Source organism: Jongsikchunia kroppenstedtii DSM 45133 (assembly GCF_000380485.1).
GTDB classification, from domain to species: Bacteria; Actinomycetota; Actinomycetes; order Mycobacteriales; family Mycobacteriaceae; genus Jongsikchunia; species Jongsikchunia kroppenstedtii.
In genome coordinates this window covers 118,171-143,123 of sequence record NZ_AQYG01000046.1, presented here as the reverse complement: position 1 = coordinate 143,123, position 24,953 = coordinate 118,171, and the positions used below count along the sequence as shown (strand labels likewise).

The window sequence follows — 24,953 nt, the reverse complement described above, 5'->3', positions numbered from 1 at the left end:
TACCTGCATGAATGCGGCACCGTCACTGTTCTGTGACCAATCTGAGACCGATTGTATACCGCGATTCCGGGATCGGCGTGCACACTGATGTTCAGATCCGGGCAGTGGCTCGAATCCACTGTCCGGCAACGGGATAGCCCGAAAACAGACCTGACATAGTTGCAGCGTCGCGACACCTACTCAACACGTGGAAAGGACGTGGTAACCCGCCCCCTCTCGCAGGTCGTACAGCGCCTGTGATGGTCGAAAGGACAAGCTCATGGCTTTCATCGCCGTAACGGTTGGCATCATCGCAATTCTCTGCGTTTCCCGACTCGTCGCCAGACGGGCAAAGGTCAGCTCCCGCGGGCGCGGCAAGACTGGTCGTCGTATTCGAGATGCGGGAGCCGGATTCGCTGGCGGCTCAGCCGGATTCATCGACGGCGGAAGTGGTGGCCACGGCGGGCACGGCGGCCATGGCCATGGATGCGGTGGCGGCGGTGGTTGTGGTGGAAACAGCTGCGGCGGAGGCGGAAGCTGCGGTGGTGGTGGGGGTTGTGGCGGCTGCGGTGGTGGCGGCGGAGGGTAGCGATGAGCACGCAGATGAAGCGCGGGATCGCATTGGCGTGGCGGCCGGAATTGGCCGACCTGGCAATTGAATTGGCTGATTCCGGGGCGATGGATTTCACCGAGGTCCTGGCCGAGAATACCGCTCCGCGGTATCTGGACCGCCGGCTTGCCCGGTTGGTCGACAGCCGCGCGGCGGTTGTCGTGCACGGGGTGACCCTGGGGCTGGCGGGCGCCGACGAGCCCGATCCCGCCCGGCTGCGACACCTCGCTGCGGTCGGGCAGGCGGTCCGGGCTCCGCTGATCAGCGAGCATGTCGCCTTCGTCCGGGCCGCAGACACGCCGGATCCGTTGCACGGCAATGTCCTTGAGGCGGGTCATCTCCTGCCGCCCCCGCGGACCCGTGATTCGCTCGCGGTGCTGGTCGATAACATTCGGCGGGCGCAGGATGCGTTGCCGGTGCCGCTCGCGGTCGAGAACATTGCGGCACTGTTCGACTGGCCGGAAGACGAGTTCGACGAGCCCGACTTCCTGAGCGAGCTGGTCGACCGGACCGGGGCGCTGCTGGTGCTCGATCTGGCCAACCTGTACGCCAGCTCGATCGCCACCGGGCGGGATCCGATAGCGCAGCTTCGCCGATTCCCGCTGTCGCACATCGCATACGGGCACGTTGCCGGCGGTCGCTACGTCAACGACCTCTACCTCGATTCGCATGCCGACGACGTGGTGCCGCCGGTGCTCGAGTTGGTCGGCGCCTACGGTGAGCTATGCGACGCGGGCCTGCTGCTGGAGCGAGACGATGACCTCGATCCGGTACGGATGGCCGCCGAACTCGAGTGCGTGCGAGACGCGCTGACGAAGGGGGCTGGTCGTGTCGGCGTCATTGCGTGAGGCCAGGGTCGAGTTGGCGGCCCGTCAAGAGCTGTACGTCCGGCATCTGCTGGCGGGCACCCTGCCGCCGGACATCGAGCGGGAGTCCTTACGTGCCAGGGGCTTTCGGCAGTCTGGTCGGATTCTCGCGAGCAAACGGGCCGACGGCGCCGCAGACGTGTGCCCGGACCTGCGCGATCTCCCGGACTGGCGGAACTTCTTCCACGACTATGCCGTCGAAAATCGCAAGGATGGCTGCTCGCACGATGATATGCGGGCGTTTCGCGGCTGGCTGCGCGCCCAGCCGAACCCCACGCCGGCGACGATCGGTTGGCTGGCTGCCGAAGATGTGTTCGCCGGCGAGCGCCGCGCCGCGCAGGTGACGCACCGCGGCCGATCCGAGCTGGTGCTCGGTATCGGCCGCCGGGTGGTGTGGGTGACGCTGGGGCGTTGGACCGGTTGATTGTCGCTTGCTATGTGGGGTGCCGCGATCTGCTCACGATGCAGTTGATCGATCAACTGCACGATGACCGAATCTGTGCACCACCGCCCATTTCGTCCCGTCTTGGCAAGCAGCTCAGTCGTTCGCGTGCAGCGCGGCGTTGAGCTCGATGCCCTGGCCCTGGCGCGCAACGACTTCCACCGCACCGGTGACGCTGTTGCGGCGGAACAGCAGATTGTTCTGACCGGCCAGTTCTCGCGCCTTGACGCTGGTGCCGTCCGGGGTGACGACCTTGGTGCCGGCGGTCACGTATAGGCCGGCCTCGATGACGCAATCGTCGCCGAGGGGGATACCGCAGCCGGAGTTGGCGCCCAGCAGGCAGCGCTTGCCGAGCTTGATGATCTCCTTGCCGCCGCCCGAGAGCGTGCCCATGGTCGACGCGCCGCCGCCGACGTCCGAGCCGTCGTCGATCACGACGCCCGCCGAGATGCGGCCCTCGACCATCGAGTTGCCGAGGGTGCCGGCGTTGAAGTTGACGAAGCCCTCATGCATCACGGTGGTGCCCGACGCGAGATGCGCGCCGAGGCGAACCCGGTCGGCGTCGCCGATGCGGACACCCGACGGCACGACGTAGTCGACCATGCGCGGGAACTTGTCGATGGAGTAGACGGTGACGTGGCCGCGGGCGCGCAGCTTGGCCCGGGTCAGCTCGAAGCCCTCGACCGCGCACGGGCCGAAGTTGGTCCAGACGACGTTGGACAGCAGGCCGAACTGGCCCTCGAGGCTGGCGCCGTGCGGCTCGATCAGTCGATGCGACAGCAGATGCAGTCGCAAGTAGACGTCGTGCGCGTCGACCGGGGCGTCGGCCAGCGACGCAATGGTGGTCTGCACCGCGACGGTCCGTACCCCGCGGTCGACGTCCTCGTCGACGAGCGAGCCGATCTCGGTGCCCGCGGCGTCGACGATCTCGGTGCCGGTGGTGCCGGGGTCGGCCAGTTGGGGGGCCGGGAACCACGTATCGAGGACGGTTCCGTCGGCGGTGATGGTCGCGATGCCGGTGGCGCTAGCTCCTGAAGTCACGGTTGGTCAGTTTATCCAAGCCGTGGAGATTCGGGCAGTGGGCCGCCGGTAGGCCGCGGGCTAGAGTCGGTGCATGTCTGTGCCGGCCCTGGACCTGACCGCCGATCCGATCGAGCTGACCGCCGCCCTGGTCGACATTCCCAGCGTTTCGCGCGACGAGAAGGTGATCGCCGACGCGGTGGAGGCCGCGCTACGGGAGCAAGCGACCGGGTTCGACATCGTGAGGCACGGCAACTGCGTTCTGGCCCGGACGAATCGCGGCAAGGGCCGCCGCGTGCTGCTCGCCGGGCATCTCGACACCGTGCCGATCGCCGACAACGTGCCCAGCCGCCGCGAGGGCGACATCATCCACGGCTGCGGCACCGTCGACATGAAGTCCGGCGATGCGGTGTTCCTGCATCTGGCCGCCACGATCGCCGATCCGGCGGTCGACCTGACGCTGATCTTCTACGACTGCGAGGAGATCGCCGCCGAGTTCAACGGGCTCGGCACGATCGAACGCGAACTGCCGCAATGGCTGCAGGCCGATGTGGCGATCCTGGGCGAGCCCACCGGGGGCCTGATCGAGGCCGGCTGCCAAGGCACCCTCCGCGTGCGGCTGACCGCCAGCGGAACGCGGGCGCATTCTGCCCGATCCTGGCTGGGGGACAACGCGATTCACAAGCTGGCCCGCCCGCTGCAGGTGCTCGCCGACTACGCGCCGCGCACGGTCGATATCGACGGCTGCGAGTATCGCGAAGGCCTGAACGCGGTCGCCATCACCGGCGGTGTCGCCGGGAACGTGGTGCCGGACGCGGCATCGGTCGACATCAATTTCCGCTTCGCCCCCGACCGCAGCGTGGAACAGGCGACCGAACATGTGCGCGCGCTGTTCGCCGCTCAGATCGATGCCGGCACAGTCACGTTCGAGCGCACCGACGCCGCGCCTGGCGCATTGCCGGGGCTCGCGCATCCGGCCGCCGCCGAACTGGTCGCGGCCGCCGGTGGACGGTTCCGGGCCAAGTTCGGCTGGACCGACGTGTCGCGATTCGCCGCGCTGGGCATCCCGGCGGTCAATCTCGGGCCGGGTGATCCGGGGCTCGCGCACAAGCGCGACGAGCGCGTCGAGGTCGAACAGATCGCCGAAGTGACCGCGACCCTGCGTCGGTACCTGACCGGGACCGCCGACCGGTAGCGTCGGCGTACCAGCGCGCATCCGGAGGAACGCAGTGACCAACCCGCCGAACGATCCCTACGGTCAGAATCCCTACGGCCAGAACCCATATGGGCAGAACCCCTACGGCCAGGATCCCTACGGTCAGTCCGGTCCCTATGGGCAGCAACCGAATCCGTACGGTCAGCCGAACCCCTACGGCCAGCAGCCGGGGCCGGATCCCTATGCGGCCGATCCGTACGGTGCCACAGGGACATATGGCGCGGCCGGCACGTACGGCGCGCAGCAACCGCCGTTCGCCGCGGGCGGCGGGCAGTTCCCGCCGCAGCCGCCGAAGAAGCCGTCGACCAAATGGTGGTGGATCGGCGGCGGCCTCCTGGTCATCGTCGCGGTGGTGGCGCTGGTCGTCGGACTGACGGTCGATTGGAGTAGTTCGTCCTCGAGCGCCGCGTCGAGCGGCTCGACGTCGACCGAGCCCTCCACGAGTTCGAGCGGTGAGCCGACCCCGTCGAACCCCAACAGTGCGCTGCAGACCGCGACCGATTGCACCCCCAACGCGTCGGCGGCGACGACGCCCGCGGGCACCGCGTCGGCCGGGCCGCTGTCGTTCCCGCTGAGCGCGGCGCCCGGCTGGACGCCGTACGCCGATGCGTCGATGCCGAACTCGATCGCCATGGTCGGCGCGATCAAGGATCTGCCCGACGCCCAGTGGATGATGCAGGTCGAGGTCGGGATCACCAACTTCGTGCCGACGATGAGCATCACCGATCAGGCCGCCAAGCTCATCGGCTGCATCGCGCAGGGGCCCGGTTACAACCGGGCGCAGCCGGTGCTCGGACCGGTGACCTCGGCCAACATTACGGTCGACGGGGTCCGGGCGGTGCAGTCCGACGCCAACGTGACCGTGTCCGGTCGGCCGGTGCCGGGGGACTCGGTGCGGATCGTCGTCGTCGCGACTAATCCGGTGACCTATTTCTTCGGCGCGACCCCGATCGGCGACACCGCGAATCGCGCGGTGGTCGAGGGAGCGCAGGGCGCCCTGAAGGTCTCCAAGTGATGAGTGCCGCCTGGCGGCACCAGCTCCGGAGTGGTGCGTGGCGGCACTAGGGTGGTCGCCATGAGTGACAAGATCACCAGCTATCGCGGCGCGGTTCGCATCAAACGCAGCAAGGGGCCCGTCGTCACGCTGGATCAGAGTCTGCTCGACACGCAGGCAGAAGTGCGTGACCGGACGAACGAGGGCGTCGGAGATGCTTGGCGCGCGTTGCGGATTCAGTCGGAGTTCGTCGAGGGCTTCGGCGCGCTGTCCCGGGTCGGCCGGGCCGTCACGGTATTCGGGTCGGCGCGCACGCACCCCGGGGAGAAGTACTACGAGATGGGCCGCGAGCTCGGTCGCGGGTTGGCGGAATCCGGTTTCACCGTGATCACCGGCGGCGGGCCGGGCGCCATGGAGTCGGCCAACCGCGGCGCGACCGAGGCCGGCGGTAAGTCGATCGGCCTGGGTATCGAGCTCCCGCACGAGCAGGGCCTCAACGACTGGGTCGATCTCGGCATCAACTTCCGCTACTTCTTCGTCCGCAAGACGATGTTCGTGCGGTACGCGCAGGCCTTCGTCTGCCTGCCGGGTGGCTTCGGCACGCTGGACGAGCTCTTCGAGGCGTTGACGCTGGTGCAGACCGGCAAGGTCACGCGGTTCCCGATCGTGCTGCTCGGCGTCGACTACTGGTCGGGTCTGGTCGATTGGCTGCGCAATCGACTCGAGGCCGAGGGCATGGTCTCGCCCGGCGACGTCGACCTGCTGCATCTCACCGACAGCGTCGATGACGCGCTGCACATCGTCCGCGAATGCGGACCGGGCGGCGATCTCGGCGAGGTTGATCCGGCGAAATGACCGCGATCTGCGTGTACTGCGCATCCGGGCCGGTCGACGAGCGGTACCTGACGCTGGCGGCCGAGGTCGGAACGGCGATCGGGTCCGCCGGGCACGAGCTGGTGTCCGGCGGCGGCAACGTCTCGATGATGGGTGCGGTCGCCCAGGCCACCCGCGCCGCGGGCGGCCGGACCATCGGCATCATCCCGAAGAAGCTGGTGCACCGGGAGGTCGCCGATACCGACGCCGACGAGCTGGTGGTCACCGACACCATGCGCGAACGCAAGGCGCTGATGGACGAGCGGGCGGACGCGTTCATCACCCTGCCCGGCGGCATCGGCACGCTCGAGGAGCTGTTCGAGACGTGGACCGGCGGCTACCTGGGCATGCACGACAAGCCGATGGTGCTGCTCGACCCGTTCGATCATTACCGGCCGCTACTGAACTGGCTGCGCGATCTGCAGGCGCAGGGATTCGTGGCCGACCGAGCGCTGAAGAAGCTGCATCTGACCGATGACGTCGCCGACGCGGTCGAGTACTGCGCGACGAAGCCGCAGTCGCCCGCGGGATAGGCCGTTCAGTAGAGTCATGCCCGTCGCTCGGCGGTGCGGTAGGCAGCGCCGATTCAACGAAGAATGTCAGTCGACGATCGCAGGAGCCAATAGTGAGCAGTGCGCAGCGCAGCCCCGAGACCCGGTCCCGAGTGGGCCTGATGGATGTCGCCAAGGGGGTGCTGACGATGGCGCCTGACTTCCCGCACATGATCAAGAACGCTCCGGCGATGGCCGTCCGCCGTCCGCATACCAAGGAGACGCTCGGCCTGGCGTTCGAGAAGGTCGCCGACGCGCATCCGGAGCGGCCCTTTCTGCGCTTCGAGGGCGAGTCGCTGAGCTACGGCGAATGCAACCGGCGGGTCAACCAGTACGCGGCGCTGCTGTCGCAGAGCGGCGTCGGCACCGGCGACGTGGTCGGGATTCTCGCCATGAACCACCCGATGACCGTGCTGTCGATGCTGGCGGCGGTCAAGCTGGGCGCGGTCGCCGGCATGCTCAACTACAACCAGCGCGACGCGGTTCTCGAGCACAGTCTCGGCCTGCTGAGCGCGAAGGTGCTGATCGTCGACCCCGACGCAGCCGAGGCGCTCGACTCGGTACCCGCCGCCGCGGTCCCAGCGATCACCTACGACTTCGCCCAGCTGCAGGAGAAGTCGACCGGGCTGCGGTCCGGCAATCATTCGGTGACGGCATCGTTGCCGGCGTCGACCCAGGCCTTCTACATCTTCACCTCCGGCACCACCGGGATGCCCAAGGCGAGCGTGATGAGCCACTACCGCTGGCTCGCAGGCATGAGCGGGCTCGCGGGTCTTGCGGTGCGGATGAACCACGACGACACGATGTACTGTTCGCTGCCGCTGTACCACAACAACGCTCTGACCGTTTCCCTTGCTTCCGTGATCGATTCGGGCGGCTGCCTGGCCATCGGACGCAAGTTCTCGGCGTCGAAGTTCTGGGACGACGTCATCCTCAATCGGGCCACGGCCTTCTGCTACATCGGCGAGCTGTGCCGCTACCTGCTGGCACAGCCGGTGCGCGACGTCGATCGCCGGCATCAGGTGCGGATCGCGGTCGGCAACGGGCTGCGGCCGGAGATCTGGGATGAGTTCCAGGAGCGATTCGGCATCGATCGGATCGTCGAGTTCTACGGCGCCAGCGAGTTGAATCTGGCGTTCGTCAATGCTTTCAACGTCGACAAGACCGCGGGGTTCTGCCCGCTGCCGTACAAGGTCGTCGCGTACGACCAGGAGACCGGCGCGCCCAAGCGCAACGCGAAAGGTCGGCTGACCAAGGTCAAAGCCGGTGAGCCGGGTCTGCTGATCTCGAAGATCAACGCGCGCATGCCTTTCGACGGCTACACCGACGAGTCGGCGACCGACAAGAAGATCATCCGCGACGCCTTCAAGGACGGCGATCAGTGGTTCAACTCCGGCGATCTCGTTCGCTCGCAGGGCTTTTCGCATATCGCGTTCGTCGATCGGCTGGGCGACACCTTCCGCTGGAAGGGTGAGAACGTGGCCACCACCGAGGTCGAGGCCGCCGTCGACAGCTGCGATCAGATCGAGCAGTCGGTGGTCTACGGGGTCGAGGTGCCCGACACGGACGGCCGTGCCGGAATGGCCGCCGTGGTGCTTGCCGCCGGCGTCACCGAGATCGACGGTGCGGAACTGGCGCGAGTCGTCACCGCACAGCTGCCGGCCTATGCGGTGCCGCTGTTCGTCCGCATCGTCGATCAGCTCGAGCAGACTTCGACATTCAAGAACCGCAAGGTCGAACTGCGGCAAGAGGGCTTCGAGAAGGTCGGTGGCGATCCGCTGCTCGCATACCGGGGTGCCGCCGAGGGATACGTCCAGGTGGACCCGGACGCGGCGGCGGCATTCGCCTCCGACGTGGCGGCCGGAAAGGCCCCGCGCGGCTGACATCGTGACCACATCGCCGACACCCGGCCCGGCAGGGGCGGAGCCGCACTCGACGCTGTGCGGCCGACCGGTCGCGACCGACCGTGCGCTGGTGATGGCGATCGTCAACCGGACCCCCGACTCGTTCTACGACCGCGGCGCCGCGTTCACCGACGATGCCGCCAAGCGGCGGGTCGACCAGGCGGTGGCCGAGGGGGCCGACCTCGTCGACATCGGCGGGGTCAAGGCGGGGCCGGGGGAGGACGTCGACGCCGATGCCGAGGTCCGGCGCGTCGTGCCGTTCATCGCCTGGGTGCGCGGGCAGCATCCGGACGTGCTGATCAGCGTGGACACCTGGCGGGCCGAGGTGGCTCGGGAGGCCTGTGCGGCCGGCGCGGATCTGATCAACGACACCTGGGCCGGCGCCGATCCCGGGCTGGTCGAGGTGGCGGCTGCGGCCAGAGCCGGAATCGTCTGCTCGCATACCGGCGGGGCGACGCCGCGGACCCGGCCGTACCGCGTGCGCTATGCCGACGTCGTCGGCGAAGTGACGGCCGACATCGTGGCCGGCGCGGAGCGCGCCCGGGCCGCCGGAGTGGCCGCCGATTCGATCCTGATAGACCCGACTCACGATTTCGGGAAGAATACGCACCACGGGCTCGCGTTGTTACGCGGGTTGAACAACCTGGTAAACACTGGCTGGCCAGTACTTATGGCGCTCTCCAACAAAGACTTTGTGGGGGAGACTCTGGGTGTCGGACTCGACGAACGTTTGGAGGGAACCTTGGCCGCAACAGCACTCGCCGCCAGCGTCGGTGCCCGGGTGTTCCGCGTTCACGAGGTTGCCGCCACCCGCAGGGTGGTCGACATGGTTGCCGCTATCGCGGGAACCCGGCCCCCGGCCCGAACAGTGAGGGGACTGGCATGAACCGTCTCGAGATGAATACCTGGTTGGCCACACACAGCTTCGATGCGCCCGAATGGACCGTCGACGATCTCGTCGCCGCCAAGGGCGACCGCACCGTCTCGGTGGTGCTTCCCGCGCTCAACGAGCAGGCGACCGTCGCCGATGTGGTGGCATCCATCCGCCCGCTGGTCGGCACGCTGGTCGACGAGCTGGTGGTGCTCGACTCCGGATCGACCGACCGCACGGTGGAGATCGCGCGGGCCGCGGGTGCGCGGGCCGTCAGCCGCGAGGAGGCGGTGCCCGAGCTGACGCCGGTCCCGGGCAAGGGCGAGGTGCTGTGGCGGTCGCTGGCCGCGACCACCGGCGACGTGATCGCCTTCGTCGATTCGGATCTGATCGACCCGGATCCGATGTTCGTGCCGAAACTCCTCGGGCCACTGTTGCTGGATGACGAGATCAAGCTCGTGAAGGCGTTCTACCGGCGCCCGCTGAATACCGGCGGCGTGCAGCAGGCGCATGGCGGCGGCCGGGTGACCGAACTCGTCGCGCGCCCGATGCTCGCGGCGCTCAAGCCCGAGCTCTCGGCGGTGATCCAGCCGCTCGGGGGCGAGTACGCCGGCACCCGCGACCTGCTGATGTCGGTGCCGTTCGCGCCGGGCTACGGCGTCGAGATCGGGTTGCTGGTCGACACTTATGACAAGTTCGGTCTCGAGGGCATCGCCCAGGTCAATCTGGGTGTCCGTACGCATCGCAACCGACCGCTCGACGAGCTGGGCGTGATGAGTCGCCAGATCGTCGGCACGCTGCTGCAGCGCTGTGGAGTGGACGACGGGGCGGCGCCGCTGACCCAGTTCGCGGCGCAGTTCGACAACACCTTCACGCCGACCACCACGCCCGTGCACCTCACGGATCGGCCGGCGATGAACACCATCCGCCCTACGCGCCGAAGTCGTGCCTCCTGATCGCTGCCGAAACCGCGCGCTGAGCGCGTTGGGATCCGCCATCGGCGGTCCGCAGCCCGCTGAGCGCGCAATTCTGTGGGTGAGACTCGCAACTGGGCGCAGTGTGGCAACCTGAACTAGAACATGTTCTCGTTTAGGGCGGAGTGATGCAGGTGGAAGGTCGATCGATTCTGGTGACCGGCGGCGGCAGCGGCATCGGGGCCGGCGTCGCGAAGGAGCTGGCCGACGCCGGCGCCAAGGTGACGATCGTAGGACGCAACCTTGAGCGGCTCGGGCTGGTCGCCGAGGCTTTGGGCGCCGGGGCGCTTGCCTATGGGGCCGATGTCACCGACGAGGAGCAGGTCGCCGGCGCCGTCGCGGCGGCGGTGGCGCATGGCGGCACGCTCGATGGCGTGGTCGCCTGCGCCGGCGGCAACGAGACAATCGGCCCGATCACCCAGATCGATACCGCCGCCTGGCGCAGGACCGTCGAGCTGAACCTCACCGGCACCATGCTGACCCTCAAACATGCGGCGCCCCAGCTGGTTGCCGCCGGCGGTGGGTCCTTCGTCGGCATCTCGTCGATCGCGGCCAGCAACACCCACCGCTGGTTCGGGGCGTACGGCCCGAGCAAGCTGGGTATGGAGATGCTGCTCAAGGGCGCGGCGGATGAGTTGGGCGCCAGCAACATCCGGGTCAACGGCATCCGCCCCGGATTGACCCGGACCGATCTGGTGCAGGTGATCACCGACGGCGGCCCGATTCTCGAGGACTATCAGGAATCGACGCCGCTGCCGCGGATCGGCGAGGTCGAGGACATCGCCGCGCTGGCCGCGTTTCTGCTCGGCGACAAGTCGACCTGGATCACGGGACAGATCATCAACGTCGACGGCGGCCAGAGCCTGCGCCGGGGACCGGACTTCACGTCGATGCTGGAGCCGGCCTTCGGCGCGGACGGCCTGCGGGGCGTCGTGGCGGGGAGCAACTGATGAACTCGTCGACGGTCGACAGCTACGACATTATGGGCGAGCAGGTGACGCTGCCGGTCGAGATCCGCAAGGCGACGGCATTCACCGCGGCGTTCGCCGTTCCGTATGACAAAGCCGCCCGACTGATCTCGCCGACCGGCTTGAGTCCGCTGGCGCTGCCGGGTCTCCCGGGGCTGGGCAAGCGGACCATCTGCATGCTGGTGCTCGTCGACTACGTGGACGGCGATCTGGGGCCCTATAACGAGTTCGGCGTCTGCTTCATGGTGCGCGATCATCGGGCAGCCGCCGGATCGTCGGCGCTGCTGGACGCGAAGGCGATGGTGACCGGCGATGCCTGTGCGCTGATCCACCAGCTGCCGGTCGACGGCGAGTTCACCCGCCAGGCCGGTCGTGGCATCTGGGGGTTTCCGAAGATCATGGCCGAGTTCGACGCCGACCACGACTCGGACACCAAACGGGCCGGCGTCCGCGCCGACGGACAGCTCATCGCGCAGCTGAGCGTGCGCAAGGGGATCGCGGTGCCCGACCAGAAGTCGTCGGCCGAGTTGACGTCGTACTCGTATCTGGACGGGGTCACCCGATTCACCCCGTGGCATATGCAGGCCCGCGATACGAGGGTGCGCATCGGCGGCGCCGACCTCATCCTGGGCTCCCATCCGATCGCCGAGGAGCTCAAGTCGCTGGGCCTGCCGCGGCGGGCGCTCATGACGACGTCGGTGGGCGACTTCGGCATGAGCTTCGGTCGCGCGACCGAGGTTTCTGGCTGACGCGACGAGGCCGAGCGCCTCGCCCGTCATAGGGTGGACGCGTGCAGACGCTTCTGATCTACCTGGTGATCCTGGCGGCCGTGGTAGCCCTGCTGTTCGCCGTGGTGTGGTTCGTCTTCGGGCGGAGCGAGGACCTGCCGCCCCTGGAACCGGAGACGACGCTGACCCGGCTCCCGGTGGACGGGGTCACCGGGCATGACATCCGCGCGCTGCGGTTCCAACTGGTGGCGCGCGGGTACAAGCAGGCCGAGGTCGACTGGGCGCTCGAGAAACTGGCCCGAGAAATCGACGAGTTGCGCGATGCGGTGCACCGTCTGCAGGCCCGGGACGCGGGTGCCGGGACCGACCGCGACGTGCCATAGCTGGGGCGATAGGGAAGAATAGTTCCGTTCACTCGATAAGATCAGATTTCGACGCCATACGGGCGACGATCTGAAGGGAGCAGACGATGGCGGCGATGAAGCCACGGACCGGCGACGGTCCCCTTGAAGCAACCAAGGAAGGGCGAGGAATCGTCGTACGCATACCCATCGAGGGTGGCGGACGTCTGGTCGTAGAGCTGACCGCCGATGAAGCGTCGGCGTTGGGCGAAGAGCTGCGGGGCGTCACGGCCTAGCACGGCGTCCATCGAGCCGTTCCGGTGCTGCCTGCAGTCACCGACCTACTGCGCTGTCCGCATTGCGCGGCAGCGCTGCACCACTCCGATCGCACACTTCGCTGCGATTCCGGTCACGTCTTTGACGTGGCCCGACAGGGCTACGTCAGCCTGCTGAGCGGCGGCGGTACCGCGTATGCCGCCGACACCGCGGACATGATCTCCTCCCGCACCCGGGTACTCGAAGCGTCGGCCTACGCGCCGCTGATCGAGGCGGTCGCCTCGGCCGCGGCCGGCGACGTCGTCGTCGATGTCGGGGCCGGCACCGGACATTACCTCGCCGCCGCGGTCACGGCAGTGGATGGCCGCGGAGTCGGGCTGGATCTGTCCAAGTTCGCCGCCCGCTCGATCGCCCGCTGTCATCCGGCGGTCGGCGCCGTCGTCGCGGACGCCTGGCAGGATCTGCCGATCGCCGGCGGCGTGGCCGACACCGTGCTCTCGGTGTTCGCGCCGCGCAATACCGCCGAGTTCGCCCGCGTGCTGCGGCCCGGCGGCCGCGTGGTGGTGCTGGGTCCGGGTCCGGACCACCTGGCCGAAATGGTCGACGGTCTGGGCATGATCGGCCAGGACAAGGACAAGGCCGCGCGGCTGGAGGCGCAGTTCGCGGACGGGTTCGAACTCATCGACCACCGCGACATCCGAGCGGTCACCGCGGTCGATCGGGATCTCGCCGTCGATGTGGTGATGATGGGGCCGGCGGCGTTCCACTCGCGGCGCGCGGAGATCGCCGCCCGCGCCCAGGAACTCGATGAGCCGCTGTCGATCACCGTCGACACCACGCTTCGGATCTACCGACTCGCGTGCTGAGCTGGCCGATAGCGTGCTCGCCGGATAGGTTTGGCATGTGAGATCGCAGCCGCATGTGCTCGCAATCGTGCTCGCCGGAGGCGAGGGGAAACGACTGTTCCCGTTGACCGCCGACCGCGCCAAGCCCGCAGTGCCGTTCGGCGGCGCGTACCGACTCATCGATTTCGTACTGAGCAACCTCGTCAACGCCGGTTATCACCGGATATGCGTTCTGACGCAATACAAGTCGCACTCGTTGGACCGGCACATCTCGCAGACCTGGCGGCTGTCCGGCTTTCACGGCGAATACATCACGCCCGTGCCGGCGCAGCAGCGGATGGGGCCGCGCTGGTACACCGGCAGCGCCGACGCGATCCTGCAGTCGCTCAACCTGGTCTACGACGAGGCGCCCGAATACCTGGTCGTGTTCGGCGCCGACCACGTCTATCGGATGGACCCCGAGCAGATGGTGGCGGCACATATCGAGTCGGGTGCCGAGGCCACCGTCGCGGGCATCCGGGTGCCCCGGGCCGAGGCAAAGGCGTTCGGCTGCATCGATTCCGATTCCTCGGGCCGGATCACAAAGTTCCTGGAGAAGCCGCGTAATCCACCCGGCACGCCGGACGATCCGGATCAGGCGTACGTCTCGATGGGCAACTACGTGTTCACGACGAAGTCGTTGGTGGACGCCATCAACGACGATGCCGACAACAGCGACTCCGACCACGACATGGGCGGCGACATTATCCCGGCCTTCGTGCGCCACGGATCGGCCTATGTCTACGACTTCAACGACAATCATGTGCCCGGTGCCACCGAACGCGATCGCGGCTACTGGCGCGACGTCGGAACCCTCGACGCCTTCTACGACGCGCACATGGATCTGGTGAGCGACGAGCCGGCGTTCAACCTGTACAACCGGCGCTGGCCGATCCGCAGTGCCGCGGAGAACTGGGCGCCGGCGAAATTCGTGCACGGCGGCCTCGCACAGGAGTCCGTCATCGGGGCCGGATCCATCATTTCGGCTGCGACAGTGCGTAATTCGGTGCTGAGCTCCAATGTCATGGTCGACGAGGGGGCCACCGTGGAGGGCTCGGTGCTGATGCCCGGGGTGCGTATCGGCCCGGGCGCCGTGGTGCGGCACGCGATCCTGGACAAGAACGTCGTCGTGGGCGAGAACGAGCTTGTCGGCGTCGACCTGGAACGGGACCGGGAGCGCTTCACGGTCAGCGCCGGCGGGGTGGTCGCCGTCGGAAAAGGAATCTGGATCTAGCGCGGTGTTCGGTATCGTGGCGGCCGTGACCGCAACCCGAGTCGAGGAGTCCGGCGCATTCCGCGCCCTGGGCAGATGACCGCGCCCCACAGCTGATCGCGCCGATCGGCTGTGTCGTCGTACCTCGAACTCCTTCACCGCGATGCCGTAGCTCGCGGTGCCACCAGAACGGTCATTTCATGAATACCTACACCCAGCAAGAGATTCTGAACTCCTTCCGCGGCGCCACGCGCAGTGAGATCAAGCGAGTCACCTTCGCCGCCGATTTCGCCGCCGTCGACTTCGATCGGCTGGAGTACTACGGCTGGCACGATCGAAAGATCCCCCGGCGCGCCTATCTCGTCGTCGACCGAGCTGACGGGCCGGTGGCCCTGTTGCTCACCCGCGCCGAGGCCAAGCCCCGCGGTCGGGCGATGTGCACCTGGTGCAACGACGTCAATCTCGCCGACGAAGCGGTTCTCTACACCGTGCGGCGCGGGGGAGCGGCGGGTCGCAAGGGAGACACGCTCGGAGTGATGATCTGCGCCGGGTTCGGCTGCGCGAAGAACGCCCGCTCATTGCCGCCGGCCTTTCACGCGGCGACCGACCTCGATGCGCTGCGCGGCGAGCGCATCGCGGATCTGCGGCGGCGCGTGCACGCGTTCGTCACGGAGGTGCTGTCCACCGAGGGCTGAGCGATTGACTCAGAAGGAGATCTTCGTGTTCGCGTCGATCGACTCCGTCGCGGCCTGCAGGGCATCCGCCTGGTCCTCGTTGCTGGTCGCGTTGAACTGCAGGACGTAGACGCCGTCCGGACCGGGAATGATCACGGTCTGCTGCGCGGTGACCGCGCTGATGCCGTCGAGGTCGTAGGTGCCCGCGATCTTGTACGACGGGTAGCTAGACAGCCGATCGGTGCCGCCGCCTAACTGATGGAAGTCGGGGAGGTTCTTCATTTCTCCGCCGGCGAGGTCGATCAGCTTCTGCTTGTCGACGTTGCCGGTCAGCTTGGACAGGATCGCGATGATATTCGGGGTGTAGTTGGCGCCCTGTGCCTCCGGACCGGTGTAGACGATCGCGCCGGCGGCGTAGTCCGGGGTCTTGTCGCCGGCGTCTTCCCAGCCGTCGGGGGTCGGCAGATCGATGATGGGCGCGCCGTCCTCGCCGGGCTTGGCGGCGGTCTCGTGGATTCTGGCCGACTTTATGTAGTCGGCGATGGTCTCGTTGGGCCCATCCTCGGCGTCCACGGTGCGCGGATTGAGTGTTGATGCGGACGCGGAGGTGGTCGCCGACGAGGCGGACGACGAGCTGGCCGTGGCGCTATCGCTCTTCTTGTCGCTGCTGCAGGCGCCGAGTCCGAGCGCCAGCGCGATGCTCGCGGCGGCGGCACAGGCGCGTACGGATGTGGTCGATCGCATGGTCTTCTCCTCCTGGCCCACCGGATTGGGCCTTTCGAGAAGCTAGCGATCCGCGTTTGGAATGCGGTTGGAGCCGGCTTGGTGGAGAGCTCCGGCCGTCAGGGCAGGCGCGACAGGCCGGCGGTGATCAGTTCCGGAATGCCAGGGCGCTCCGCGTCCGCGGGCAGATCGGAGACCGGCCACCAGGCCAGGTCCACGGACTCGGCGCTTTGGGCGATCGCGGGCAGTTCATCGCCGGAACCCGCGGCCACGCAGACGAATTGCATGTCGAGGTGGCGGGTCGGCTTGCCGAGGGAGCAGGTGATCGGATGCGTGGTGATGCGCGCCAGCCCGGATACCGGTGGCAGGTCGGGGATTCCCGCTTCCTCGCGGGCCTCGCGGGTCGCGGCGGCGGCGATGTCGGGGTCGGATTCCTCGCAGTGCCCGCCGAGTTGCAGCCACTTGCCGACCCGCGGATGCAGCGTCAGCAGCACATGCGTACGAGCGGCGTTGAAGACGATGGCCGAGGCGGTGATGTGGCCGGGCTCCCACGCGCGCAGACAGCCGCGCGGGGCACTGTCGAGGAACGCAAGCATGGTGTGCCGCAACACGTCTTGATCGGTATTGGGCGAATCCCAGTCGGTCAGCAGGTCGACGGCCGACCGGTGCAGCGATGTAACGCTCACAGCTCCACCACCAGCCGGTCGGTGTCGGCCGCGGGGCGGGGTGTCAGCTCATCGGTCGGATGACCGATGGCGACCGCGCCGAGCGGCTCCCAGTCGTCCGGCAGGCCGAGCACTTGCCGTGTGACGTCGGGCGCGAAGATGGTCGATCCGACCCAGCAGCTCCCGACGCCGCGGACGGCCAGCGCCACCAGTAGCCCCTGGACGGCGGCCCCGGCGGCCACGGTGAACATCGTGTGCTCGGCCGCGGTGCGCTCGGCGTCGGGGTAATCGTGGGCGCCGTCCGGGACCATGAACGGGATCACCAATTCAGGTGCGTCGTACAGCAATTGGCCGCGGGTCACGCGGCGTCGGATGGAATCGTCGGTCTTGCCGTCTCCGGACAGATGCGTGCGCCAGCGGTCGGCCATCGCGTCCAGCAGCGCCGTCCGCGTGGCGACGTCGCGCACCCAGACAAGCCGAACGGGGTGGGTGTGATGCGGCGCCGGCGCGGTCAACGCGTCGGCGAAGGCCTCGCGCATGACGCCGGCGTCGACGGGCTCGTCGCTGAAGGCGCGGATCGACCGCCGCATCCGCAGCGCCTCGTGCCGCCCCTGATCGATCGCCTCGGCGGTGCCGAGCCAGAAGAGGTCGTCGACGCCGCTGCGCACCAGATCGCGCGCGGTGCTGCCGTCATCGCTGACGCGTAGCCCGCGAACCACCGCCACCGGGATCTCGCCCAGCTTGCCCTTGACGAGATCGCCGGCCGCCGCGATCTCGTCGGCCACGGCGATCTCGGTGACCACCAACGGATTTCCGTACTCGTCGACCGTGCCCTCGTACGGATGGGAGACCGCGAGGCCGGCGGCGCCGATGGCCGCATCGATCTGGCCGATCCTCCAGGCCCGGCCCATCGTGTCGGTGATGACGACCGCGACCGACAGTCCGCGCCCGGCGAACGCATCCCGCAGCCGGCGCGCGCTGGCATCGGGATCGACAGGCAGCAGCGCCAATTCGCCGCCGTCGACGTTGGAGCCGTCGACGCCGGAGGCGGCCTGCACGATGCCCAACCGGTTCTCGGTGATCAGCGTGCGGCCCTTGCGCGCGACGATGCGGACGGCCTCGTCGTCCACCAGCGCGCGCCGGGCGGCGTCGCGTTCGTCGGGGTCGGTGGGCGAGAGCACCATCCGGCCTTCGACTTTGGAGATGATCTTGCTCGTCACCACCAGCACGTCGCCGTCGCGCAGCCAGGGTGCGGCCGCGGAGATCGCCTGTGCGACATCGTCCCCGGGGCGGAACCTGGGCAGACCCGAGACAGGGAGGATCTCGATGCTCCCGCCGGGGGCGTGGTCGATCGGGGAGAGTCCGGCTGGTGGCTCAGACATCGATGTCGACCAGCTCGCATGCGTCGCGGACCATCTGGGCGGTGGTCGGCGGGTCGGTCATCAGCAGCGGCACCGACCGCACCGCGACGCCCGCGACGGTGGCCGAGTCCTCGGGCGCGATCAGCCAGCCATCGAGGATGCCGTTTCCGGACCGGGCTCCGTAGTAGTCGCCGATGGCCTCGGCCGACGTCTCGACGCCGATCACGTCGAGACAGGCATCGGCCATGCCGCGCAGCGGATGTCCGCCGATGACCGGTGAGATTCCCACCACCGGTGCGGCGGTGGTGCGCAGCGCCCCGCGGATGCCCGGAACCGACAGGATCGCGCCGATGCTCACGACCGGGTTGCTGGGCGCCAGCAGCACGATGTCGGCCTCGGCGATCGCCTCGAGAACACCGGGAGCGGGCGCCGGATCGTCCGCGCCGACCTGGGCGAAACCGTGCGTCGGGATGTCGGCCCGATGCCGCACCCACCATTCCTGAAAGTGAATGGCGCGCTTGGTATCCGGGTCGTCGGGGTCGTTCACGACGACATGCGTCTCGTGCCGGTCGTTCGTCGCGGGCAGCAGTCGCACGCCCGGGTCCCAGCGCCGGCAGAGCGCCTCGGTGACGTCGGAGAGCGCGAAGCCGGCCGAGAGCATCTGGGTGCGGATGAGATGCGTGGCGAGATCGCGGTCGCCCAGGCCGAACCAGTCGGGGTCCGCGCCATAGGCCGCGAGTTCCTCCTTGGCGTGCCAGGTCTCGTTGACCCGGCCCCAGCCGCGTTCGGTGTCGATGCCACCGCCGAGGGTGTACATGCACGTGTCCAGGTCCGGGCAGATCCGCACGCCGTGCATCCAGGCGTCGTCGCCGACGTTGACGATCGCCGTCACCGAATGGGGTCCGGGTTCGCTCCCTTCGCCGAGCACGGCCGGGAACGCGGTACGGCCGAGAAGTTCCCGGACGCCTTGCAGGAAGCGGGCGCCGCCGACGCCGCCGACGAGAACGGTGATCTTCACGTGACTAGGCTAGGCGGCAGCACGATGTTGTGCGGTGCGGGGTTCCGGCGGTGACGCGACCGCAAACATCACAACGACCGCGAACATCACAACGATCGCGATCAACTCGGTAGCGACACGTGAGACAAGCGCAACACATAAAGTTCGTGTCGAGACTCGGCGAACCTTGCAATCAGTGTTATTGCAATTTATCCGTTCAGCTTGACCCGGACACCGTTTCACGTGTCTAATCACATCAGTGTCATTCACGATGTTTGACAACGAGAATTGTTGAGGGCCAACATGTTCGATCAAATGTTCGAATGCGGGTCCGAATGACACACCGGCGGTACCGCACCAGTAGCAGTGACAGAGAATCGATTTCGATCAGCAGAGGGAGGCCCGGCGATGGCTCTTGAGTACATGGCTGGCCAGTTCGATCACGACAATGATGCTGAAAAACCCAACGAAAAGCCGAAAAATCACCTGAGCCTGGTGCCCTCCGTCTCCGACTTCGACGAACTGTTCGATGCCGTTGAAGAGCAGTGGCAGGACAACGCGCTGTGCGCGCAGACCGACCCGGAGGCGTTCTTCCCCGAGAAGGGCGGATCGACGCGGGAGGCCAAGCGCATCTGCAGCGGTTGTGAGGTGAAGGCCGAGTGCCTGGAGTATGCGCTGCACAACGACGAGCGCTTCGGCATCTGGGGCGGGCTCAGCGAACGGGAGCGTAGGCGCCTCAAGCGCGGCATCATCTGATCTGACGCGCCCAGCACGCCGCTGGCTGCGTTGTCGGTCGGTCGCCATAGCTTCGCTATTGCCGACCTCCCTCCGCCCTTGCCAGCCGCGCGCTGGACTGCGTCAGATCCAACAGGCCGTCAGATCTAATGGGCGGCGTGCTCTACTCGGGCGGCGGGTCGATGGTGTCCTCGTCGACACCCAGATGCACCGCGACCTGCTGAACCAGGATCTCGTGAATGAGGTCCAACAGGTCTTCTTCATGCTTGGCTCGCGCCTCGATCGGCCTGCGGAACAACACGATTCGGGCGCGCGTGGCCTGGCCGCGGTCCATTCCGATCGGCACCAGGCGGGCTAATGGCACCGCGCCGTCCGCGGTCACATCCTCCGGCCAACTCACGGACTCGGGATCGCGCGGCAGGATGCGTGGAATCTCGTCGACCGCGATATCGAGGTCGGTCAGGCGGTCGTGCCAGCGAACGTCGATCGCCGCGAACGCCTCCAATACGGCCGCATCGAACGATTGCGACCGCGACGCCGCCGCCGGCACATAACTCGGCAGGAGGATTCCGCGCAGGCCGCGACCGCGTCGATCACGAAGCCGGGATCCGCCGCGGGGCCGCCGGATCAGGTGCTCGCGCCGGCCGGTTCCCATCGCAGTCATGCGGCCCGCGCGACGCATCTGCGGTCGCCGGCGCGGTGACGGTGGTCCTGCCATGCGCGCAGTGTAAGCCGTCGGGCGACTGTTATGTCTTGGTGACCGATCCCTCAGCGTGTCCGCTCTGGGACGCTCGGCCGCCGGGATAGTCTCTACGCGTGAGTTTTCCGCGTCAGTGCTCCCGGCCCGGGTGCGCCCACCTCGCCGTGGCCACGCTGACTTTCGTCTATGCCGACTCGACGGCCGTCGTCGGCCCGTTGGGGCGCACGGACGAGCCGCATTCGTGGGATCTGTGCGCCAACCATGCCAACCGCATCACCGTCCCGGTGGGCTGGGAATTGATGCGCAGCGAGACCGGCTTCGGCCAGCCGCGGGACGAAGACGATCTGACGGCGCTCGCCGAAGCGGTGCGCGAGGTCAATGCGTCGGGCGCCGCGATGGCGGTCGTGCCCGATCATTTCGACATGATTCACCAGCCGACGCAGCCTGCGGAATCGTCGCTGCCGCGCTTGGAGCGCCCGCGCCCCGGTCGCCGCGGACACCTCCGGGTCCTGCCCGACCCGGACTAGCCCGATCGGGCCGTCAGTCGGCGGCGACCTTCTCCAGCGGCTCCGCGTCCACATCCGCGAGACTTCGCTCGCGACCGCGACGTCGTTCCCACCAGCGTTCGGCAAACCCGCACCCGATCACCACCAGCGCCGCCAGCGAGGCGCCGATCAATGTGTCGATCACGTAGTGTTCGCCGGCGTACACCAGGGTGAAGGCCATCGCGAGCGGGTAGGCGGCGACCAGGGGACGCCAGCGGGCCCGGACCCGCGGCCACAGGAAGAGCGCCACGAGCACGATCACGCCCGTGTGCAGCGACGGAATCGCCGCCACCTGATTGGAGCGGCCCTCGCCGACCTCGACCACCTTCTTGACCGGACCGATGTGCAGCGTGTCCCAGCCGCGACTGGAGATCCGCTCCACGAACGGCTCGGCCTGCGGGTCGCGAGGGTGGACGACGCCGATGACGCCGCCGTTCATCGCGGGGGTCGCGGGCTGGGTGATGCAGTGCGGGAACGGGGGACCGTCGGCGACCTCGGCGGCGCTGCAGCGGGCCGCCGCCCAGGGCGGCGCGGCCGGCACCATCACGAAACCGACGAGACCGAGGAAGAACAGTGCGACGAAGCGTGTGACGTACTTGCGCCACGCGGTGCGATCTTTGAGCCACAGCCACCCGGCCACCGCGAAGGGCACGACGAAGTAGGACATGTAGACGACGCTGGTGATCACCTCCCACCACTGCGGCTCAGCGTGTTTGAGGTGACTCTGCAGCCACACGGTCGGAACCACGCCGAACAGCGCGTGGTCGGCGTCCGGCCCGAGATGCCACCGGGTGGGCATTCCGAGGAACGCGGTCAGGCCGCGCGTCATGTCGTAGACGCCGAGCAGGATGCCGAATGGCAACCAGTCGCGCGCCACCAGCAGCACGTTGCGACGGCCGATGCTGAGCGCGGCGATACCGGTGCCGACGATCAGCAGGATGTAGCTGGTGCCGAAGGAGAGTGTGCGGGTGACCGCCAGCGTGACGACCGCGGCTGCCCAACAGGCGATCGCGAGTCGCCGCCACCAGCGCAGCCGGTACTTCTTCGTGGACTCGGCCGCCTCGCGGTCATCCGCGCCGGCGGCCTCTTCGGGCTGTTCTGTCTGTTCTGTGGAGCAGGTCATCGGGAACGGGGCTACTCTCCGACATGATCACGGCCGTGGCGGCCGGAAATACCATCGTCGACGGGCTTCCTGGAGGTCTGCATCGTCTCTCCGTCGCTCAGTCGCCGAGCTGCGACCCGGGTCGGTGAAATGGTAGTCGTCATGGGTTCAGATCACCGTCACTATTAGTTCACCTAAAGTGTCTACCACGTTGTCCGAACGGAGAATCCGACGCATGGCCCGATCGACCCGACCGCCGGCGCCTCATCGGGCCGATAGCCACGAGCTGATCCGAGTGCACGGTGCTCGCGTCAACAACCTGAAGGACGTCAGTGTCGAGATCCCCAAGCGCCGGCTGACCGCATTCACCGGAGTCTCCGGGTCGGGTAAGAGTTCGCTGGTCTTCGGCACCATCGCCGCCGAGTCGCAGCGGCTGATCAACGAGACCTACAGCGCGTTCGTGCAGGGCTTCATGCCGACGCTGGCGCGTCCCGACGTGGACATCCTGGACGGCCTGACGACCGCGATCATCGTCGATCAGGAGCGGATAGGCGCCAACCCCCGATCGACGGTCGGCACCATCACCGACGCCAACGCGATGCTGCGGATCCTCTTCAGCCGGCTGGGCAAGCCGCATATCGGTTCGCCACAAGCCTTTTCGTTCAATGTGGCATCGATCAGCGGCGCCGGCGCGGTCACCGTCGAGAAGGCGGGACAGAAGATCAAGGAGCGGCGCAGCTTCTCGATCACCGGCGGCATGTGCTCGCGCTGCGAGGGCATGGGCAAGGTCAACGACATCGATCTGACGCAGATCTACGACGCGAGCAAGTCGCTGTCCGAGGGCGCGATCATGGTGCCCGGATACAGCATGGACGGCTGGCACGGCCGAATCTTCAAGGGCTGCGGGTTCTTCGACTTCGACAAGCCGATCGCCAAGTTCACGAAGAAGCAGCGCAGCGATCTGCTCTACAAGGAGCCGACCAAGATCAAGGTCGATGGCATCAACCTCACGTACGAGGGCCTGATCCCGAAGATCAGCAAGTCGATGCTGTCGAAGGATCCCGAAGCGATGCAGCCGCATATCCGGGCCTTCGTGGAGCGGGCGGTGACCTTCCAGGTCTGCCCGGAATGCGACGGCACCCGGCTGTCCGAACTCGCCCGGTCGTCGAAGATCGCGTCGTCGCCGAAAGCGAAGGGACTCAGCATCGCCGACGCCTGTGCCATGCAGATCAGCGATCTCGCCGAGTGGGTGCGGGGCCTCACGGAGCCGTCGGTGGCGCCGCTGCTCGACGCCCTCGGCGAGACGCTGGACTCATTCGTCGAGATCGGCCTGGGATACCTCAGCCTGGATCGGCCGTCGGGAACGCTGTCCGGCGGAGAGGCGCAGCGCACCAAGATGATCCGGCATCTCGGATCGTCGCTGACCGATATCACCTATGTCTTCGATGAGCCGACCATCGGCCTGCATCCCCACGACATCGAGCGGATGAACGAGCTGCTGATCCGCCTGCGCGACAAGGGCAATACCGTGCTGGTGGTCGAGCACAAGCCGGAGGCGATCGCGGTCGCCGACCATGTGGTGGACCTCGGTCCGCGGGCCGGATCCGAGGGCGGTCAGGTGATGTTCGAGGGCACTGTTGCCGAGCTGCGCGCCAGCGACACGTTGACCGGCAGGCATCTCGACGATCGCGCGGTCGTGAAAGAGACCGTCCGTGAGGCGTGCGGAAAGCTGTCGATCAAGGGCGCGTCGACGCACAATCTGCGGTCGGTGAACGTCGATATTCCGCTCGGCGTCCTGACGGTGGTCACCGGTGTCGCGGGGTCGGGCAAGAGCTCGCTCATCCACGGGTCGGTGAGTACGCGCGAGGATGTCGTCGCCGTGGATCAGATGGCGATCAAGGGTTCGCGGCGCAGTAATCCGGCCACGTACACCGGTGTACTCGAGCCGATCCGCAAGGCGTTCGCGAAGGCCAACGGGGTCAAGCCGGCGTTGTTCAGCGCGAACTCCGAAGGCGCGTGTCCCACCTGCAACGGCGCGGGCGTCGTCTATACCGACCTGGCGATGATGGCGGGCGTCGCGACGACCTGCGAGGAGTGCGGCGGCAAGCGATTCGGCGCCGAGGTGCTCGAATACAAGTTCGGCGGCCGCGACATCAGTGAGGTGCTGGCGATGTCGGCGGCACAGGCGGCCGATTTCTTCGGCGAGGGCGACGCGAAGACGCCGGCGGCGCACAAGATTCTGACCCGGCTGGTCGATGTCGGACTCGGCTACGTGACGTTGGGACAGCCGTTGACCACGCTGTCCGGCGGCGAGCGGCAGCGGCTCAAGCTGGCCACGCACATGAACGAGCCGGGCGGCATCCTCGTCCTCGACGAGCCGACGACCGGCCTGCATCTGGCCGATGTCGAGCAGCTGCTGGGCCTGCTCGACCGGCTGGTCGACGGCGGGAAGACGGTGATCGTCATCGAGCATCACCAGGCGGTGATGGCCCACGCCGACTGGATCATCGATCTAGGCCCGGGCGCCGGACATGACGGCGGAACGGTCGTCTTCACCGGATCGCCCGCCGACCTGGTGGCGGATCGGTCGACGCTGACCGGCCGGCACCTCGCGGCCTACGTCGGCGCCTGACCGCGCCGCGACTGCGGGGAGCCGGGGTCGGCCGTGGGGGCGGATGATCAGCATCCGCTCAGCTGGCTGACAGGCCGGCTCAGCGTGGTCCACTACGATGACTGCCGGG

27 protein-coding genes are annotated in these 24,953 nt (G+C 67.7%); 20 read left to right on the top strand and 7 right to left on the bottom strand.

Features of this window, described 5'->3' with window-relative positions; all coding sequences use genetic code 11:
* Positions 1 to 377 precede the first annotated feature (377 nt).
* Genes G341_RS23965 through G341_RS0110405 form a run of 3 tightly spaced genes read left to right on the top strand, consistent with a single transcriptional unit; the run spans position 378 to position 1,879 of the window.
* Positions 378 to 638, top strand: coding sequence for a hypothetical protein (locus G341_RS23965; protein ID WP_187329174.1), 261 nt, complete (start codon positions 378 to 380; stop codon positions 636 to 638).
* Positions 571 to 1,437 carry a multinuclear nonheme iron-dependent oxidase gene (locus G341_RS21700; RefSeq protein WP_245556962.1) on the top strand — a complete coding sequence of 289 codons (867 nt, stop codon included), beginning with the start codon at positions 571 to 573 and terminating at the stop codon, positions 1,435 to 1,437. Before G341_RS23965 ends, G341_RS21700 begins: the two co-directional genes overlap by 68 nt.
* Complete coding sequence (locus G341_RS0110405; protein WP_018179077.1) at positions 1,418 to 1,879, top strand: SCO6045 C-terminal-like domain-containing protein; 462 nt, start codon at positions 1,418 to 1,420, stop codon at positions 1,877 to 1,879. The genes G341_RS21700 and G341_RS0110405 overlap by 20 nt, the downstream gene beginning before the upstream one ends.
* A 114-nt stretch (positions 1,880 to 1,993) precedes the next feature.
* Here the strand turns inward: G341_RS0110405 and dapD are convergent, their stop codons facing one another.
* Complete coding sequence (dapD, locus tag G341_RS0110400) at positions 1,994 to 2,938, bottom strand: 2,3,4,5-tetrahydropyridine-2,6-dicarboxylate N-succinyltransferase (RefSeq protein WP_018179076.1); 945 nt, start codon at positions 2,936 to 2,938, stop codon at positions 1,994 to 1,996.
* Between the two features lie 73 nt (positions 2,939 to 3,011).
* Here dapD and dapE point away from each other — a divergent pair, with 73 nt between their 5' ends.
* From dapE to G341_RS0110330, 14 genes are all read left to right on the top strand, one after another.
* Positions 3,012 to 4,112 (top strand): succinyl-diaminopimelate desuccinylase, encoded by a 1,101-nt coding sequence (gene dapE / locus G341_RS0110395; RefSeq protein WP_018179075.1) that lies wholly within the window; start codon positions 3,012 to 3,014, stop codon positions 4,110 to 4,112.
* 34 nt (positions 4,113 to 4,146) lie between these two features.
* Entirely contained in the window at positions 4,147 to 5,148 is a 1,002-nt protein-coding gene (locus G341_RS0110390) for a hypothetical protein (protein WP_018179074.1), read from the top strand.
* 60 nt (positions 5,149 to 5,208) lie between these two features.
* Positions 5,209 to 5,982, top strand: a complete 774-nt coding sequence (locus tag G341_RS0110385) for an LOG family protein (RefSeq protein WP_043451255.1) — start codon at positions 5,209 to 5,211, stop codon at positions 5,980 to 5,982.
* Positions 5,979 to 6,533 carry an LOG family protein gene (locus G341_RS0110380; protein WP_018179072.1) on the top strand — a complete coding sequence of 185 codons (555 nt, stop codon included), beginning with the start codon at positions 5,979 to 5,981 and terminating at the stop codon, positions 6,531 to 6,533. Before G341_RS0110385 ends, G341_RS0110380 begins: the two co-directional genes overlap by 4 nt.
* Before the next feature lie 92 nt (positions 6,534 to 6,625).
* A complete protein-coding gene (locus tag G341_RS0110375) occupies positions 6,626 to 8,434 on the top strand; it encodes a long-chain-acyl-CoA synthetase (RefSeq protein WP_018179071.1) in 1,809 nt (602 codons plus the stop codon).
* Positions 8,435 to 8,438: 4 nt separating this feature from the next.
* On the top strand, positions 8,439 to 9,341 hold the full coding sequence (gene folP, locus G341_RS0110370; protein WP_018179070.1) for a dihydropteroate synthase: 903 nt from the start codon (positions 8,439 to 8,441) through the stop codon (positions 9,339 to 9,341).
* Positions 9,338 to 10,282, top strand: a complete 945-nt coding sequence (locus G341_RS0110365; protein ID WP_018179069.1) for a glucosyl-3-phosphoglycerate synthase — start codon at positions 9,338 to 9,340, stop codon at positions 10,280 to 10,282. The genes folP and G341_RS0110365 overlap by 4 nt, the downstream gene beginning before the upstream one ends.
* Positions 10,283 to 10,428: 146 nt before the next feature.
* Positions 10,429 to 11,250 (top strand): SDR family oxidoreductase, encoded by an 822-nt coding sequence (locus tag G341_RS0110360; protein WP_018179068.1) that lies wholly within the window; start codon positions 10,429 to 10,431, stop codon positions 11,248 to 11,250.
* On the top strand, positions 11,250 to 12,017 hold the full coding sequence (locus G341_RS0110355) for an acetoacetate decarboxylase family protein (protein WP_018179067.1): 768 nt from the start codon (positions 11,250 to 11,252) through the stop codon (positions 12,015 to 12,017). The genes G341_RS0110360 and G341_RS0110355 overlap by 1 nt, the downstream gene beginning before the upstream one ends.
* Positions 12,018 to 12,058: 41 nt before the next feature.
* Complete coding sequence (locus G341_RS0110350) at positions 12,059 to 12,379, top strand: DivIVA domain-containing protein (RefSeq protein WP_018179066.1); 321 nt, start codon at positions 12,059 to 12,061, stop codon at positions 12,377 to 12,379.
* An 86-nt stretch (positions 12,380 to 12,465) separates the two neighbouring features.
* Positions 12,466 to 12,633: a DUF3117 domain-containing protein gene (locus G341_RS23490; RefSeq protein WP_018179065.1), complete on the top strand. Its 168-nt coding sequence runs from the start codon at positions 12,466 to 12,468 to the stop codon at positions 12,631 to 12,633.
* A gap of 24 nt (positions 12,634 to 12,657) precedes the next feature.
* Positions 12,658 to 13,479 carry a putative RNA methyltransferase gene (locus tag G341_RS0110340; protein ID WP_026303507.1) on the top strand — a complete coding sequence of 274 codons (822 nt, stop codon included), beginning with the start codon at positions 12,658 to 12,660 and terminating at the stop codon, positions 13,477 to 13,479.
* Positions 13,480 to 13,516: 37 nt separating this feature from the next.
* Positions 13,517 to 14,731 carry a glucose-1-phosphate adenylyltransferase gene (glgC, locus tag G341_RS0110335; RefSeq protein ID WP_018179063.1) on the top strand — a complete coding sequence of 405 codons (1,215 nt, stop codon included), beginning with the start codon at positions 13,517 to 13,519 and terminating at the stop codon, positions 14,729 to 14,731.
* A gap of 179 nt (positions 14,732 to 14,910) precedes the next feature.
* On the top strand, positions 14,911 to 15,405 hold the full coding sequence (locus tag G341_RS0110330) for an FBP domain-containing protein (RefSeq protein WP_018179062.1): 495 nt from the start codon (positions 14,911 to 14,913) through the stop codon (positions 15,403 to 15,405).
* A 9-nt stretch (positions 15,406 to 15,414) separates the two neighbouring features.
* Here the strand turns inward: G341_RS0110330 and G341_RS0110325 are convergent, their stop codons facing one another.
* The 4 genes from G341_RS0110325 to cofD form a co-directional block, all read right to left on the bottom strand.
* Entirely contained in the window at positions 15,415 to 16,128 is a 714-nt protein-coding gene (locus G341_RS0110325) for an LpqN/LpqT family lipoprotein (RefSeq protein WP_026303506.1), read from the bottom strand.
* 98 nt (positions 16,129 to 16,226) lie between these two features.
* Positions 16,227 to 16,793: an NUDIX domain-containing protein gene (locus G341_RS0110320; RefSeq protein WP_018179060.1), complete on the bottom strand. Its 567-nt coding sequence runs from the start codon at positions 16,791 to 16,793 to the stop codon at positions 16,227 to 16,229.
* The gene (locus tag G341_RS0110315; protein WP_018179059.1) at positions 16,790 to 18,154 is read right to left on the bottom strand and encodes a coenzyme F420-0:L-glutamate ligase; all 1,365 of its coding nucleotides are present in this window, start codon (positions 18,152 to 18,154) and stop codon (positions 16,790 to 16,792) included. The genes G341_RS0110320 and G341_RS0110315 overlap by 4 nt, the downstream gene beginning before the upstream one ends.
* A complete protein-coding gene (cofD, locus tag G341_RS0110310) occupies positions 18,147 to 19,151 on the bottom strand; it encodes a 2-phospho-L-lactate transferase (protein ID WP_018179058.1) in 1,005 nt (334 codons plus the stop codon). The genes G341_RS0110315 and cofD overlap by 8 nt, the downstream gene beginning before the upstream one ends.
* A 465-nt stretch (positions 19,152 to 19,616) precedes the next feature.
* On the opposite strand from cofD, the gene G341_RS0110305 reads away from it, so the two are divergent.
* Complete coding sequence (locus G341_RS0110305; RefSeq protein WP_187329177.1) at positions 19,617 to 19,886, top strand: WhiB family transcriptional regulator; 270 nt, start codon at positions 19,617 to 19,619, stop codon at positions 19,884 to 19,886.
* 142 nt (positions 19,887 to 20,028) lie between these two features.
* Here the strand turns inward: G341_RS0110305 and G341_RS0110300 are convergent, their stop codons facing one another.
* The gene (locus G341_RS0110300; protein ID WP_018179056.1) at positions 20,029 to 20,520 is read right to left on the bottom strand and encodes a metallopeptidase family protein; all 492 of its coding nucleotides are present in this window, start codon (positions 20,518 to 20,520) and stop codon (positions 20,029 to 20,031) included.
* 161 nt (positions 20,521 to 20,681) lie between these two features.
* On the opposite strand from G341_RS0110300, the gene G341_RS0110295 reads away from it, so the two are divergent.
* A complete protein-coding gene (locus G341_RS0110295) occupies positions 20,682 to 21,092 on the top strand; it encodes a DUF3499 domain-containing protein (protein WP_081622500.1) in 411 nt (136 codons plus the stop codon).
* A 13-nt stretch (positions 21,093 to 21,105) separates the two neighbouring features.
* On the opposite strand, the gene G341_RS0110290 is transcribed toward G341_RS0110295, so the two are convergent.
* Complete coding sequence (locus G341_RS0110290) at positions 21,106 to 22,233, bottom strand: phosphatase PAP2 family protein (RefSeq protein ID WP_018179054.1); 1,128 nt, start codon at positions 22,231 to 22,233, stop codon at positions 21,106 to 21,108.
* Positions 22,234 to 22,447: 214 nt separating this feature from the next.
* On the opposite strand from G341_RS0110290, the gene G341_RS0110285 reads away from it, so the two are divergent.
* Positions 22,448 to 24,844 (top strand): ATP-binding cassette domain-containing protein, encoded by a 2,397-nt coding sequence (locus G341_RS0110285; RefSeq protein WP_018179053.1) that lies wholly within the window; start codon positions 22,448 to 22,450, stop codon positions 24,842 to 24,844.
* The last annotated feature ends 109 nt before the right edge of the window (positions 24,845 to 24,953 follow it).

Coding starts and splice junctions, on each gene's coding strand:
- G341_RS0110290 (WP_018179054.1), bottom strand. CDS start 22,233: ATGACCTGCTCCACAGAACAGACAGAACAGCCCGAAGAGGCCGCCGGC.
- G341_RS0110360 (WP_018179068.1), top strand. CDS start 10,429: ATGCAGGTGGAAGGTCGATCGATTCTGGTGACCGGCGGCGGCAGCGGC.
- G341_RS0110365 (WP_018179069.1), top strand. CDS start 9,338: ATGAACCGTCTCGAGATGAATACCTGGTTGGCCACACACAGCTTCGAT.
- G341_RS23965 (WP_187329174.1), top strand. CDS start 378: ATGCGGGAGCCGGATTCGCTGGCGGCTCAGCCGGATTCATCGACGGCG.
- G341_RS0110355 (WP_018179067.1), top strand. CDS start 11,250: ATGAACTCGTCGACGGTCGACAGCTACGACATTATGGGCGAGCAGGTG.
- G341_RS0110330 (WP_018179062.1), top strand. CDS start 14,911: ATGAATACCTACACCCAGCAAGAGATTCTGAACTCCTTCCGCGGCGCC.
- G341_RS0110385 (WP_043451255.1), top strand. CDS start 5,209: ATGAGTGACAAGATCACCAGCTATCGCGGCGCGGTTCGCATCAAACGC.
- G341_RS0110285 (WP_018179053.1), top strand. CDS start 22,448: ATGGCCCGATCGACCCGACCGCCGGCGCCTCATCGGGCCGATAGCCAC.
- G341_RS0110380 (WP_018179072.1), top strand. CDS start 5,979: ATGACCGCGATCTGCGTGTACTGCGCATCCGGGCCGGTCGACGAGCGG.
- G341_RS0110325 (WP_026303506.1), bottom strand. CDS start 16,128: ATGCGATCGACCACATCCGTACGCGCCTGTGCCGCCGCCGCGAGCATC.
- G341_RS21700 (WP_245556962.1), top strand. CDS start 571: ATGAGCACGCAGATGAAGCGCGGGATCGCATTGGCGTGGCGGCCGGAA.
- G341_RS23490 (WP_018179065.1), top strand. CDS start 12,466: ATGGCGGCGATGAAGCCACGGACCGGCGACGGTCCCCTTGAAGCAACC.
- G341_RS0110300 (WP_018179056.1), bottom strand. CDS start 20,520: ATGGGAACCGGCCGGCGCGAGCACCTGATCCGGCGGCCCCGCGGCGGA.
- dapE (WP_018179075.1), top strand. CDS start 3,012: ATGTCTGTGCCGGCCCTGGACCTGACCGCCGATCCGATCGAGCTGACC.
- G341_RS0110315 (WP_018179059.1), bottom strand. CDS start 18,154: ATGTCTGAGCCACCAGCCGGACTCTCCCCGATCGACCACGCCCCCGGC.